Genomic DNA, 14,148 nt, shown 5'->3' with positions numbered 1-14,148 from the left:
CATGTTGGAACCAGGTCAAATAACCTCCAAGCAGCTTATTCGCTTACTGGTTTGTAGTCGTATTGTTATTGCACTTACTTACTTTCCTGTCTTAAAGGAGATGTCGCCATCCCAGGACGCATGGCTTGCTTGTATTCTATACTTTCCCCTCCAGATAATTATGGCAGCCCCCCTCTACCTCCTTGCCAAGAGGTTCCCACAACAAACTATTATCCAATACATCCCAGCTATTGCCGGAAAAGGAGGAAAAATCGCGGGAGCACTCCTCCTTGGTTACTTTATCCATCAATCCGCCATGAGTTTAGCTCTGTTCAACCTCTTTATTACCGGTGTAACCATGCCTGAAACGCCGATTCTCTTCTTTTCTTCATCTCTCCTCCTTGCTTGTGCCTATGCTGCCCGTCAAGGAATTGAAGTCCTTGGCCGTTTAAGCGAACTACTATTACCCATTATTCTCATTGCTATTACGACGATTATCTTACTCTTAACAAAAGATATGCACTTCAAACTCCTGCAGCCGGTTCTTGAAAAAGGGATCCTCCCTGTCATGGGGGGAAGTCTTTTTCTCGTCAGCAGAACGTATGAGGTCATAGAATTTGCTATGCTTTTGCCTTATTTAAACCAACCTGCCAAAACTAAAACCGTTTATTTAACTTCTTTTTTTATCATAGCCTTCTTTTTAACGATGATTTCAATGTCCATCATTGCCATACTTGGAACAGGAGCCGCAACACGCACCTTCCCTTTTTTATATACCATCCGACTCGTCAGTGTGGGAAATTTTATTGAGCGCATTGAATCCATTCATTTGGCAGTTTGGATCTTAGCAGCCTTCCTGAAAATGTCTTTACAATATTACATTATTATCCTGGGCTTAAGTCAGCTTTTTAATTTAAAAAGCTATAAATCTCTTATTCTGCCTACGGGTTCCATCCTCGTCTCCTTAAGCCTCCTTGTTGCTCCCAGCCTTGTGGAATTGCAATCCTTTGCTTCCTCAATGGAATCTCATTTATATAACATTGTATTCGTTTATTCCTTGCCCTTCCTTCTTCTCCTTCTTGCTGTTATTCGAAAGAAAGGAGTCCGCTCCCCATGAAAAAATGCCTTTGCTTAGCCCTTTGTTTTCTCCTGCCCGTAAACCTATTGCTTGGGTGTTGGGATAGGAATGAATTAAGCACCCTGGCCATTGTCCAGGCCATAGGGATCGATATGATGGAGGATGGACGAATCAGCCTTTCCACCCAAATCCTCAAACCCGGTGCATTGAAAAGCGGAAGCGAAAAAAGTATATGGGTTGCCACAAGCACAGGGGAAACACTTTTTGATGCTGTTCGCAATGCTTCCTTACAAACTGACCGGCGTTTATTTTTTCCTCATAATAAAGCTATCATCATCAGCGAAGAAACTGCTAAAAAAGGACTTGTTCCTTTATTTGATTTTTTAATGAGGGATGTCGAGGTTCGTGATCTAACCTATGTTTTTGTTGCTAAGGGCAAAGCCGTCGATATCCTCAAAGGGGAACATGAACAGGAGACCAACCCCAGCAAAGCCATTGAAAATTTAGCTGAGACAAGTGTTCTTGCCTCAATCCTGCCTAAGCGCTATCTGATCGATTTGTTATCTGCTTTGGAAAACAAAACCACCAGTCCCATCCTCCCAGGTATTAAAATTCATAAAGAAAACAAAGACAGTACGTTCACAGATATGATTGTTCTGGACAATACGGCAGTATTTAAAAAGGACCGGCTCGTCGGGTGGTTTGATCCTTTTGAAGCACGAGGAGCCCTTTGGGTATTGAACGAGGTTAAAAGTGCAACTATTGTGGTGGAATCTCCTCTGGATGAAGATAAGGCTGTAAGCCTTGATGTGATTAAATCCATTGCCAGGTTAAAACCTGAAATTACTGATAGTATCCTTCGTATGACTATCAAAGTCAAAGTAGAAGGAAATCTAACCGAACAGATGTCATCTGTGAATCTGACATCTCCCGAAAACTTCGCTGAGTTAGAAAAAAGAGCGGCCGCCATCGTTGAAGAAGAAATTATGACTGCCATTGTCAAAGCCCAAAAATGGGGGGGCGATATCTTCAAATTCGGAGAAGAGTTTCATCGCAAGTATCCTCAGGAGTGGACAGAACTTGAGCAAGATTGGGACGAACTCTTTCCTGAAATAGAAGTAAAACTTGATGTATCCGTGCAACTTAATCTAATCGGTCTCAGCTCGGAACCTTTGAACAGCGAAAGAATGGAATAAAGTGAGGGAGAAAAATGAAAGTCATAGCCATAATTACTGTCTTTATAGTTATTGGTCTTATTCAAACGCCGAAACTTGTGCGCAAAAAGCAATGGCCTGAGCTCATCGCCTCCTCTCTTCTTCTCTTTATAGGGTTCATTCTTTCTTTTCTCCAGGTCATAGGGGCAGACTTGCCCAATCCCAATAAAGGAATTCAGGCTATCATTCGGTTCTTCATATCCTAACTTCTAAGGTCATTGATGGGAGGCTTATGGCATGTTGGAAGGCGGTAAAATAAGCGCAAAACAGATGATTCTGCTCCTATTTATCGGCAGAGCCATTACTTGGATTGCTTTTCTTTCTATTTTTGTCATGCCCCCCGGAAATCAGGATATTTGGCTCAGCTGTTTAACGACTTTCCCGGTATACTTGCTTGCGGCTTTCCCTTTCTATTTTTTAGCCAAGCGCTTCCCCAACCAGACTTTTTTTGAATACACAGATACTATCCTCGGTAAGGGAGGCAAACTGATAGGAATCCTCTATATTCTTTTCTTTATTCATAATAGTGCCCTTTCCATAAGTCATTTCTCAGAGTTCCTAACGACTGTGGTGATGGTTCTTACCCCTCCCCTTTTTTTCAGAATCACTTTGCTTCTTTTAGCCGCTTATGCCGCCTATAAAGGCATCGAGAACTTAGGACGTCTTTCCGAACTAATCGCTCCCATCATCATGTTTACTCTTTTGATTGTCGTCCTATCTCTCATTAAAGATATGGATCCCAAAGAACTTTCCCCTTTTTTGGAAAGCGGGTTTTTCCCCTCGTTTTTTTCAGGGCTCTATTTAGTGTCCACAATGATTGAGATCATTGCCATGGCAGTAATTTTGCCTTTTCTCAATGACCGAAGTAAGCTAAAAACCGTGTACCTTCTATTTCCCTTATTGTTGGAGGTGTTTATCTTTATGCTAACCACCACAGTCATTGCACTTTTCGGGGATGACTTGGCTAAAAACCTGACCTACCCCTTCTATAACGCAGTGCGGCTCATCCAATTAGGGAATTTTGTCGAGCGTGTGGAATCTATTCATGTCGCCTTTTGGATATTAGGATTGTTTATAAAACTATCCCTTTATCTTTATGTGACAGCCCTGGGGATAAGCCAGGTTTTCCAGCTGAAAGCTTATAAACCACTCTTACTTCCTCTGGTTTCTATCATCATTCCGATGTCCACAATGTTAGGCAAGAATATTATTGAACTTAAGGAATTCAATTCATTTGAAATCTATCCCTGGTATACCATGCCCTTTATCTTTATTATTCCTCTCTTCCTGCTCCTCACTGCCATAGTCCGTAAGCAAGGAGACTATCGTTCATGAAACTTCGAGCAATCTTCTGTCTTCTTTGTATTTTTCTTACTCTCACCCTGCCCGGCTGTTGGGATCGGAGAGAATTAAATACCCTCTCCATCTCTCACGCTTTGGGTATCGATCAATTGGAAGATGGTCAGGTCCAGGTTTCTCTGCAGATGGCTAAACCGGCCTCCATGAAGAGCAGCTTACAAAAAAGCAGCAGTGGTGGCGGAGAGGAAAAAGCCTTTTGGGTTGTAACCACTACCGGAAGAACTCTATTTGAAGCTCTTCGTAACGGACGCGATCGGATTAGTCGCAAATCCTTCTTTGGTCGCAATAAGATTATAATTATCGGCGAAGAGGCAGCAAAATCAGGAATTACGCCTCTCCTTGATATGTACATTCGAAGGGTTGACTTTCGGGAACTTAGCTTTGTTTTTGTCGTCCGGGGAAAGGCTCAACAATTTATCGAAGCGGATAGTGAACAAGAAAAAGACCCCGCCAAAGCTCTTGAGAACTTAGCCGAGGCAACAGATTTGACTTCAAAAGCTGCAAAAACTACCCTCCTTGATGTCATGAAAGCCTTATCGAATGAAACAACGGCTCCCTTTGTTGCCGGCTTAGAGTTGGTAGAACTCCCAGACAGTAAAAAGAAAATTGTTAAACTCTCTGATACCGCAGTATTTAAAGAGGATAAGCTTATTGGCTGGTTCAACGAAAAAGAAACTCGTGGACTTCTCTGGATTATTGGAAAAGTAAAAAGCGGGGTTATCGTCGTGGAATCTCCTGATGATGAATCAAAAAAAGTAGCCTTAGAAATCATCAATGCCTCCAGCAAGTTAAAGCCGGATTTTATAGATGGCAAGCCAACCATGACTGTTCACGTCGAAGAGCTCGGCAATCTTGGCGAACAGATGTCTTCAATAAACATGGCTACCCCTGAGAACTTCAAGAGACTGGAGAATCGGCAAGCCGAAGTGATTAGGGAGGAGATCAATGCGGCCCTGGAAAAGGCCCAAACTTTAGGAGTCGACATCTTTAAATTTGGTTTGGAATTCCACCGCAAGTTCCCCCAGGAATATCAGGAGCTTAAAGAAAACTGGGAGAAAGAATTTGAAAAAATGACCGTTAACATAGAAGTTAAAGCTAAACTTAATGAAATTGGTTTAAGTGTCAAGCCCATAGAAGTCGATGAAGAGTAAGCAGGAAGACCGAGGCATCGACCTCGGTCTTTTAACTTATGTTCACTTTTTTAACTCATAATAATCCATGGTTGAAGCGACCTCAAAACCACATGAATGATATAGATCAAGAGCATTTTCATTCTTGACATTGACTTGAAGCATTATGTCTTTAAAGTTTCTCTGTTTTAGCTCATGGATAGCCGATGCAAGAATACCTCTTCCGTATCCTTTGCGGCGATTCTCCGGAAGCACTCCTAAACCGTAAATACCCCCAACATTAGAGCTAATATCCAAATGAACCTTTCCTATTGCGCGATTATCGATTTCAGCCATATAGATGATCATGCCAGCTCTCTCTTCTTCCTCAGGTATAAGCACGTCCTCTTCTTGGGCCTCTTTATCAAAATAGATGGAATTTTGTCTGGCAATTTCTTTGATATCGTTGCTGGTCGCTTTTCTCAATACCACCTCACAAGAATTCAATTCTTGTTTTGTATCGTTCTGCAAAAACATCTCGTACTCAGTATGCTCATGTTGTGCGCCGGAAATGCTTTGAATAAATGCCTGTCCTGCCAGTGAATTGCGATCACTCAGTAATAGCATACTGGCAGTTCTTCTCTTACTCCATTCATCTTTTACAAAAGAGAATAAAGTTTTAAATACCCCTTTCTTGCGATAATCCGGGTGGACCATACCATTAACTTCAATGGCCTCCCCGCCAAAATCACTGATGCCTATATAACCAATGAGGAGGTCGTCATCATAATACATAAATTCATTAATTACTTTCAGATTTCTGGATTTCCCCTCTGATCGACTCAGCTTATAATCTAGTTCTAATTTCAAAGTTGTCCGATCATGCTCCAGGCACAGTCTCTGCAGATTATCAATATGGGCATAGCTCTTGGGGTCTAAATTTCCTCTTAAGTTTATGGAAGGATTAAATAGGTTATTGATCATAATCTCTCCTCTTATCCGATTTGCCAACTATCACTCACAACTTAAATTGATTTATTCTTTATTTTGCTCCCATGGTCCTTCACAAATACAAAAGTGTTGTCACTCGACAGCTGATCACTATAGAGAAATCCAAGCCTATCGAATGCTTTGATTTGCTCCAAATCTTCAATAGCATTTTCAGCTATGAAACGGACCATCTCACCGCGAGCCATCTTTACATAAACACCCTTCTCAATAACTTCGCCCCCGATCAGCTCACCGAATACGCACTTAATATATTTTATATCGGCAGTCAGGTATTTCTCAACCGTCTTACTGTATTCAGCCGAAGCAAGATTCAGAATCGTGGTCTCCTCTCGGGTCAATTCCCGGTAGATATCGTCTTTCCAATAGTCATACAGATTTCGGCAGAAGATCGTTTTTAACTTGGCCTGCATTTCCAATCGGTAAGGTACAACTCCGTCGAAAGGTTTCAATATACCATAAAATCCGGATAGAATCCGCAGATGCCTTTCTATATAGTCGAAATAGTCATCCTCAAACACCTGAGGTGCCATGTACTTGTACTGAATACCATCGTAAGCTAAAATAGCTGGGCTTGTGTACCCGGACAAATCCATGGTTTGATAGCGCTCATAGTTCAAACTCACAATTTCATCGTTGCAACAGAGCAGCTTTTTGAGCTTCTCGTGGGTCAGGTTTTGCAAGTATTCTTTCAGCTTTTCGGCTTTTTCAAGATATACGGGCGCGTTGCGGGGCGGAAGAAAGTTCGCATCCATATTCATTTTTTTTGCCGGGGAGATAATGATTTTCATAATTTTCATCCTTCGATATGTTCAAAGACGGGCTTATTCCCTCTTGCTACATCAAGATAACTTCTTTTTTATCTCTAGCTTACCTTATATCCGAAAGAGCCTCTATAGCTTCTGACGTTTTGCAGACACATGCTCCGATATTCCTGGAAAGCTTAAATGCATCCATACTCAAGGAAACAAAGAACCTTCCTATTCAGCTACTTTATCACAACTCAATAATATACCAGGTGATAAGTGTAATTGCCAGTTATTATCTCAAAAGGATAATGAAACCGAAGAGTTTTTTATATAACATTTACTTATAGCATTACTCTCTTTTTCTCCTTTCTTTTCAAGGAATATTTAGTGAAGGAATTAAATCCAGTAATTCTACAAATAGCGCCAGCAAAGGAGGTTTTGATATGCATAAGGGTGAGGTTAGAACCGGCAATGGGAAAAGGAATCAAGCCATTCAGCTAATTTCCCACATTGCAAATGAGATGGAAGAGGTTTTAAATCAGTCCTCCAATGGAGACTGGACACAGGTTATTGAGCCCTTACGTCAGGTCATCAACGCCAATATAGGGAATAATGAATTTCTCGTCATCAATAGTTTAGAGGGCCAAGCTTTAGTCCATTCTAACCGCTTTCGCGAAGGCAACTTTGTTACAAAAGGAGAATTGGAAATCTTAGGCACAAAGAAGGCTATATCACAAATCTATCACCGTGATACCGGCGAAATCTTGCTTGATGTCATCTGCCCTATTTATGTTAATGGTGAACATCGTTACGCAGCAAGAATGGGGATTCCAATACAAAAAAATAAACTCAGCTATGCCTTTGCTCTTGGTTTAGTTCCCCTATTAATTCTAGGAGGAAGCTGGACATGGATTTCCCGCTCTCCAGTGGCTATTAGCCTTAGCTTATTTACCTTAGCCTTAGGGACTCTTTATTCCTATTCTCTCCACAGTAAAGTTATTTCGACCCTAAATGAAACTATCAGAGTTACAAAATCGATCACCAGGGGTAATTTGACAAATGCTGCAACAATTAAATCGTCGAATGAGCTATCCACATTATCCTACGAAGTGAATAAGGTCAATAATGGCATAAAATCAATTATTACGGACATCAATACTATCTCGAAAAAATCTTATGAAATCAGCAACACTCAAGCTACTCATACCAAAGCCCTTGCCGAGAATTACGAACATTTAGCTGCTCTATTCCAGGAATTCAGCGCCGGATCTGTTGAACAAATCGATGGCATGAGAAAAGCTGCGGAGCAAGTTGCGGAGATCAAGTCTGCTTCGGAACGGATTCGCCATAGTACACAAGAGGTTCAGTCATCCTCAAACTCAGCACGGCAGATCAGTCATGAAGGATTACTGGCCGTAGATGAGATTGTCCAAGAGATGAAGGTCATTTCTTTATCAACATATCAAGCGAATACCTCAATCCAAAACCTTGAAGAACAGGCCACTAAGATCGGAGAAATTGTTTCCATTATCAATGGTATTTCTGATCAAACGAATCTCTTGGCCCTTAATGCGGCTATAGAAGCTGCGCGAGCTGGTGAACACGGGCGTGGCTTTTCTGTCGTTGCCGAAGAGATCAGGAAATTAGCTAATGACTCTGCTGAATCCGCTCATCAAATTATGGAGCTTATACATGGGGTTCAGGATATGGTACGTTCCGCCTCTGAAGACATGGGGAAAGGGTTAAAAGAAATAGATAGTGGTAAAGCAGTTATTAAAAAAGCTGGAGATGCAATTCATTCACTCGATCAAGTCATTCAAACGACTGGACAAAAAATTCAAGAAAACTTTAATGATGTCAATCACCTACTGCTTCAAAGTCAAAATCTAGCTGAGGTGCAGAATAATTCTGTCTCGATAGCTTCACAATTCTCACTCGCGGCCCAGCAAGCAGCCGCCACAATGGACGGACAAATGCAATCTACTCAGCAAGTCGCTGCAATGGCCGAAGAGTTAGCTAAGACATCGGATCATTTAGATCGCTTTATTAAGAGATTTAAATTGTAAGTTCATAACATAAAAGTAAAGGCTAAGTCTTTAGATTAATTAGAGGTTGATAGATTTTATTATTGTTTTTCCGTAAGGAAAAAAGCTAACAGCATACTTTAACGAAAAGCAAAAAGACCATCTGAATAAGATGGTCTCTTCGTTACCTGGCAACGACTTACTTTCCCAGGACCCTGCGGTCCAAGTATCATCAGCCCTGAAGGTCTTAACTTCCGTGTTCGGGATGGGAACGGGTGGTACCCCTCCGGTATAGTCACCAGATCTTTATGTGGTTATCTTTGAGCGAACTTCCTGTTCCCTCAAAACTACACAGAGTTGAGTTTTCTTCACTGTAATTAAGCTTTCATCTTTCCTCACCTTAGTCTTGAGCCCCTCAGTGAGGTGACCTTTCCATGACCTTTCGTTAGGTCAAGCCCTCGACCGATTAGTACCCGTCCGCTCCATGCGTCGCCGCACTTCCACTCCGGGCCTATCTACCTGATCATCTTTCAGGGGTCTTACCAGCTTACGCTGTGGGAAATCTCATCTTGAGGCCGGCTTCGCGCTTAGATGCTTTCAGCGCTTATCCGATCCGGATATAGCTACCCAGCACTGCCTCTGGCGAGACAACTGGTACACCAGTGATCCGTCCAACCCGGTCCTCTCGTACTAGGGTCAGTTCCTCTCAAATTTCCTGCGCCTGCGACGGATAGGGACCGAACTGTCTCACGACGTTCTGAACCCAGCTCACGTACCGCTTTAATGGGCGAACAGCCCAACCCTTGGGACCTACTACAGCCCCAGGATGCGATGAGCCGACATCGAGGTGCCAAACCTCCCCGTCGATATGGACTCTTGGGGGAGATAAGCCTGTTATCCCCAGGGTAGCTTTTATCCGTTGAGCGATGGCCCTTCCACTCGGTACCACCGGATCACTAAGCCCGACTTTCGTCCCTGCTCGACTTGTTGGTCTCGCAGTCAAGCTCCCTTGTGCCTTTACACTCTTCGCGCGATTTCCATCCGCGCTGAGGGAACCTTTGGGCGCCTCCGTTACTCTTTAGGAGGCGACCGCCCCAGTCAAACTGCCCACCTGACACGGTCCCCAACCCCGATTCAGGGGCCTAGGTTAGAACTTCAGTACAAAAAGAGTGGTATCCCACCTGTGACTCCACCAAGGCTGGCGCCCTAGCTTCTTAGTCTCCCACCTATCCTGTACATTTCATACCAAAGTCCAATGTCAAGCTACAGTAAAGCTCCATGGGGTCTTTCTGTCCTGTCGCAGGTAACCCGCATCTTCACGGGTATTACAATTTCGCCGAGTCCCTCGTTGAGACAGTGTCCAGATCGTTACGCCTTTCGTGCGGGTCAGAACTTACCTGACAAGGAATTTCGCTACCTTAGGACCGTTATAGTTACGGCCGCCGTTTACTGGGGCTTCAATTCAAAGCTTCGCTCTTTCGGGCTAACCTCTCCTCTTAACCTTCCAGCACCGGGCAGGCGTCAGCTCCTATACTTCTCTTTTCAGATTGGCAGGAACCTGTGTTTTTGATAAACAGTCGCCTGGACCTCTTCTCTGCGGCTCTATCTCTAGAGCACCCCTTCTCCCGAAGTTACGGGGTCATTTTGCCGAGTTCCTTAACGAGGGTTTTCTCGCGCGCCTTAGGATTCTCTCCTTACCTACCTGTGTCGGTTTACGGTACGGGCACTAAGTAAGCTCGCTAGAGGCTTTTCTTGACAGCTTGGAGTCGGTTACTTCGCTACTTATTTCGCTCCCCATCACCTTTTAGGTTTATTCGCGAGACGGATTTGCCTATCTCACACCCTACGGGCTTGGGCGTGCTCAACCAACGGCACGCTTAACCTATCCTTCTGTGTCACCCCATCGCTCAAACGCTTCTCAGTGGTACTGGAATCTCAACCAGTTGTCCATCGCCTACGCTTTACGCCTCGGCTTAGGTCCCGACTTACCCTGGGCGGACGAGCCTTCCCCAGGAATCCTTAGGTTTTCGGCGGGTGAGATTCTCACTCACCTTTTCGCATACTCATACCGGCATTCTCACTTCTATTCACTCCACCAGACCTCACAGTCTGACTTCGCTGCGAATAGAACGCTCCCCTACCCCTGGAACGGAATTATTAAACCCTTAGCTTTTCTTGAGCCCCTTGAGGACATTTGGAAATTTTGCTTTCATTCAAGCCTTTGTCTTCCTCATTGGAAGCAAAATTCCTCATGCAACTTCCCTTAGTGCTCCTTTTCTAAAGACTTAATAATTCCGTTCCAAGCCATAGCTTCGGTGATACGCTTGAGCCCCGTTACATTTTCGGCGCAGAACCACTCGACCAGTGAGCTATTACGCACTCTTTAAATGGTGGCTGCTTCTGAGCCAACATCCTGGTTGTCTATGCAATTCCACATCCTTTTCCACTTAGCGTATACTTGGGGACCTTAGCTGATGGTCTGGGCTGTTTCCCTTTTGACTATGAAGCTTATCCCCCACAGTCTGACTCCCAATCTAAATTCTTGGCATTCTGAGTTTGATAAGGTTCGGTAACCCGGTAAGGCCCCTAGCCTATTCAGTGCTTTACCGCCAAGAATCATTAATTGAGGCTAGCCCTAAAGCTATTTCGGGGAGAACCAGCTATCTCCGTGTTCGATTGGAATTTCTCCCCTACCCACAGCTCATCCCCTGTCTTTTCAACGACAGTGAGTTCGGGCCTCCAGTGGGTTTTACCCCACCTTCACCCTGTCCATGGGTAGATCACACGGTTTCGGGTCTACAGCATGTAACTCATCGCCCTCTTCAGACTCGCTTTCGCTTCGGCTCCGACTTCTCGTCTTAACCTTGCTACATACCGTAACTCGCCGGTTCATTCTACAAAAGGCACGCCATCACACCTTTATGGTGCTTTGACTGCTTGTAAGCGTACGGTTTCAGGTTCTCTTTCACTCCCCTCCCGGGGTGCTTTTCACCTTTCCCTCACGGTACTGGTTCGCTATCGGTCGCTAAGGAGTATTTAGCCTTGGGAGGTGGTCCTCCCAGCTTCCCACGGGGTTTCACGTGTCCCGCGGTACTCAGGATACCCTCACAGTCTTTCTCTCTTTCGCCTACAGGAGTGTTACCTTCTTTGCTCGGCCTTTCCAGACCTCTTCGACTAGAGATACAGACTTAATAGAGGGTCCTACAACCCCAACCCCCGAAGGGATTGGTTTGGGCTGTTCCCGTTTCGCTCGCCGCTACTCAGGGAATCGATTATTCTTTCTCTTCCTCCGGGTACTTAGATGTTTCAGTTCCCCGGGTTGTCTTCTGCAACCTATGGATTCAGTTACAGATATCCAGATATGACTCTGGATGGGTTGCCCCATTCGGATATCCACGGATCAAGGCATGCTTACTGCTCCCCGTGGCGTTTCGCCGCTCGCCGCGTCCTTCTTCGACTCTTAGCGCCTAGGCATCCACCGTACGCCCTTAGTAGCTTGACCAAACGTTTTTTGCCGCCACTTCTAGGTTTTAGATGTTATCCTAATTACAGTTTTTTTCTTCTCTGTGCAGTTTTCAAAGAACATAATAAACATTAGAGAAACCAGATATATTATGGTGGAGGTAAGCGGGATCGAACCGCTGACCCCCTGCTTGCAAGGCAGGTGCTCTCCCAGCTGAGCTATACCCCCACAATATTAATCTTTTATGGTGGGCCTAGGTGGACTCGAACCACCGACCTCACGCTTATCAGGCGTGCGCTCTAACCAGCTGAGCTATACCCCCATATAGAAGACTTTATGGTCCCTCAAAACTAAACAACAAGGTAGCTTTTAACTTCAACAGCTTCATTTCTCATACTTTACGGATTGCTCCGTTTTGCCTCTTCGGCTTTTAGAAGTCTCTTAAGACTTCTCCAACTTTGAATCGTTTCACTTCATTGCTTCCGTGACGTCCTTCAAAGCATCGACCTTAGGATATGCTCACTACCAGAGTGAACATGTCTCCTTAGAAAGGAGGTGATCCAGCCGCACCTTCCGATACGGCTACCTTGTTACGACTTCACCCCAATCATCGGCCCCACCTTCGACGGCTAGCTCCCAAAAGGGTTACCTCACCGGCTTCGGGTGTTGCAGACTTTCGTGGTGTGACGGGCGGTGTGTACAAGGCCCGGGAACGTATTCACCGCAGTATGCTGACCTGCGATTACTAGCGATTCCGACTTCATGTTCTCGAGTTGCAGAGAACAATCCGAACTGAGACCAGCTTTCTCGGATTTGCTCCACCTCACGGCTTCGCTTCCGTCTGTACTGGCCATTGTAGCACGTGTGTAGCCCAAGACATAAGGGGCATGATGATTTGACGTCATCCCCACCTTCCTCCGGTTTGTCACCGGCAGTCTGTCTAGAGTGCCCAACCTTACTTGCTGGCAACTAAACATAGGGGTTGCGCTCGTTGCGGGACTTAACCCAACATCTCACGACACGAGCTGACGACAACCATGCACCACCTGTCTCATAGCTCCCCGAAGGGCACTCCCATGTTTCCACGGGATTCTATGGATGTCAAGCCTTGGTAAGGTTCTTCGCGTTGCGTCGAATTAAACCACATGCTCCACCGCTTGTGCGGGCCCCCGTCAATTCCTTTGAGTTTCAACCTTGCGGCCGTACTCCCCAGGCGGAGTGCTTAGTGTGTTAACTGCGGCACAGAGGGGGTCGATACCCTCTACACCTAGCACTCATCGTTTACGGCGTGGACTACCAGGGTATCTAATCCTGTTTGCTCCCCACGCTTTCGCGCCTCAGCGTCAGTTACAGTCCAGAAAGTCGCCTTCGCCACTGGTGTTCCTCCACATATCTACGCATTTCACCGCTACACGTGGAATTCCACTTTCCTCTCCTGTCCTCAAGATAACCAGTTTCCGATGCAGTCCCAGGGTTGAGCCCTAGGTTTTCACACCAGACTTAATCATCCGCCTACGCGCCCTTTACGCCCAATGATTCCGGACAACGCTTGCCCCCTACGTATTACCGCGGCTGCTGGCACGTAGTTAGCCGGGGCTTCCTCCTCAGGTACCGTCATGCAAGTACAATATTTTCATACCTGCCGTTCGTCCCTGAAGACAGTACTTTACAACCCGAAGGCCTTCGTCGTACACGCGGCGTTGCTCCGTCAGACTTTCGTCCATTGCGGAAGATTCCCCACTGCTGCCTCCCGTAGGAGTCTGGGCCGTGTCTCAGTCCCAGTGTGGCCGTTCACCCTCTCAGGCCGGCTACTGATCGTCGCCTTGGTAGGCCTTTACCCCACCAACTAGCTAATCAGACGCGGATCCATCCATTAACGATAGCATGTTCAGAGGCCATCTTTCCTTATCCCATGATGCCATGGGATAAGCTTATCCGGTATTAGCCCTCGTTTCCAAGGGTTGTCCCGGTCTATTGGGTAGGTTATCCACGCGTTACTCACCCGTCCGCCACTAAGAACTCTCTAAGCAAGCTTATTGAGTTTCTCCGTTCGACTTGCATGTGTTAGGCACGCCGCCAGCGTTCGTCCTGAGCCAGGATCAAACTCTCCATAAAATTTATGAAGAAAATTTGATTGCTCAAATTGTCTTTTACTCATTTGACGA

Annotated in this window: 8 protein-coding genes, 2 tRNA genes and 3 rRNA genes; 6 read left to right on the top strand and 7 right to left on the bottom strand. The window is 45.3% G+C overall.

Translation table 11 applies throughout. The features are described 5' to 3' along the window. Window position 1: 1 nt before the first annotated feature. From DESDE_RS01240 to DESDE_RS01220, 5 genes are read left to right on the top strand one after another with little or no spacing between them, the layout of a single operon-like run. The gene (locus DESDE_RS01240; RefSeq protein WP_014792224.1) at window positions 2-1,096 is read left to right on the top strand and encodes a GerAB/ArcD/ProY family transporter; all 1,095 of its coding nucleotides are present in this window, start codon (window positions 2-4) and stop codon (window positions 1,094-1,096) included. After that, window positions 1,093-2,253 (top strand): Ger(x)C family spore germination protein, encoded by a 1,161-nt coding sequence (locus DESDE_RS01235; RefSeq protein WP_014792223.1) that lies wholly within the window; start codon window positions 1,093-1,095, stop codon window positions 2,251-2,253. Before DESDE_RS01240 ends, DESDE_RS01235 begins: the two co-directional genes overlap by 4 nt. Before the next feature lie 14 nt (window positions 2,254-2,267). Next, window positions 2,268-2,477: a hypothetical protein gene (locus DESDE_RS01230; protein WP_014792222.1), complete on the top strand. Its 210-nt coding sequence runs from the start codon at window positions 2,268-2,270 to the stop codon at window positions 2,475-2,477. A 31-nt stretch (window positions 2,478-2,508) separates the two neighbouring features. Further along, the gene (locus DESDE_RS01225) at window positions 2,509-3,606 is read left to right on the top strand and encodes a GerAB/ArcD/ProY family transporter (RefSeq protein WP_014792221.1); all 1,098 of its coding nucleotides are present in this window, start codon (window positions 2,509-2,511) and stop codon (window positions 3,604-3,606) included. Further along, window positions 3,603-4,781, top strand: coding sequence for a Ger(x)C family spore germination protein (locus tag DESDE_RS01220; RefSeq protein ID WP_014792220.1), 1,179 nt, complete (start codon window positions 3,603-3,605; stop codon window positions 4,779-4,781). Before DESDE_RS01225 ends, DESDE_RS01220 begins: the two co-directional genes overlap by 4 nt. A 42-nt stretch (window positions 4,782-4,823) precedes the next feature. On the opposite strand, the gene DESDE_RS01215 is transcribed toward DESDE_RS01220, so the two are convergent. Together DESDE_RS01215 and yaaA are read right to left on the bottom strand one after the other, a co-directional pair. Next, complete coding sequence (locus tag DESDE_RS01215) at window positions 4,824-5,723, bottom strand: GNAT family N-acetyltransferase (RefSeq protein WP_014792219.1); 900 nt, start codon at window positions 5,721-5,723, stop codon at window positions 4,824-4,826. A 41-nt stretch (window positions 5,724-5,764) separates the two neighbouring features. Continuing rightward, window positions 5,765-6,538 (bottom strand): peroxide stress protein YaaA, encoded by a 774-nt coding sequence (gene yaaA / locus DESDE_RS01210; protein WP_014792218.1) that lies wholly within the window; start codon window positions 6,536-6,538, stop codon window positions 5,765-5,767. A gap of 401 nt (window positions 6,539-6,939) precedes the next feature. On the opposite strand from yaaA, the gene DESDE_RS01205 reads away from it, so the two are divergent. Further along, window positions 6,940-8,562 carry a methyl-accepting chemotaxis protein gene (locus tag DESDE_RS01205; protein ID WP_014792217.1) on the top strand — a complete coding sequence of 541 codons (1,623 nt, stop codon included), beginning with the start codon at window positions 6,940-6,942 and terminating at the stop codon, window positions 8,560-8,562. Window positions 8,563-8,706: 144 nt separating this feature from the next. Here the strand turns inward: DESDE_RS01205 and rrf are convergent. From rrf to DESDE_RS01180, 5 genes are all read right to left on the bottom strand, one after another. Beyond that, window positions 8,707-8,823 (bottom strand): 5S ribosomal RNA (gene rrf, locus DESDE_RS01200). Between the two features lie 143 nt (window positions 8,824-8,966). Further along, window positions 8,967-12,022, bottom strand: a 23S ribosomal RNA gene (locus DESDE_RS01195). 113 nt (window positions 12,023-12,135) lie between these two features. Continuing rightward, window positions 12,136-12,211, bottom strand: a tRNA-Ala gene (locus tag DESDE_RS01190). Between the two features lie 17 nt (window positions 12,212-12,228). Continuing rightward, window positions 12,229-12,303: transfer RNA gene (locus DESDE_RS01185), tRNA-Ile, on the bottom strand. Window positions 12,304-12,531: 228 nt separating this feature from the next. Then, a 16S ribosomal RNA gene (locus DESDE_RS01180) occupies window positions 12,532-14,098 on the bottom strand. The 16S, 23S and 5S rRNA genes sit together here with 2 tRNA genes alongside, the layout of an rRNA operon. Between the last annotated feature and the right edge of the window lie 50 nt (window positions 14,099-14,148).

The organism is Desulfitobacterium dehalogenans ATCC 51507, from assembly GCF_000243155.2.
Classification (GTDB): domain Bacteria; phylum Bacillota; class Desulfitobacteriia; order Desulfitobacteriales; family Desulfitobacteriaceae; genus Desulfitobacterium; species Desulfitobacterium dehalogenans.
This window is presented reverse-complemented; position numbering and strand designations above follow the sequence as displayed.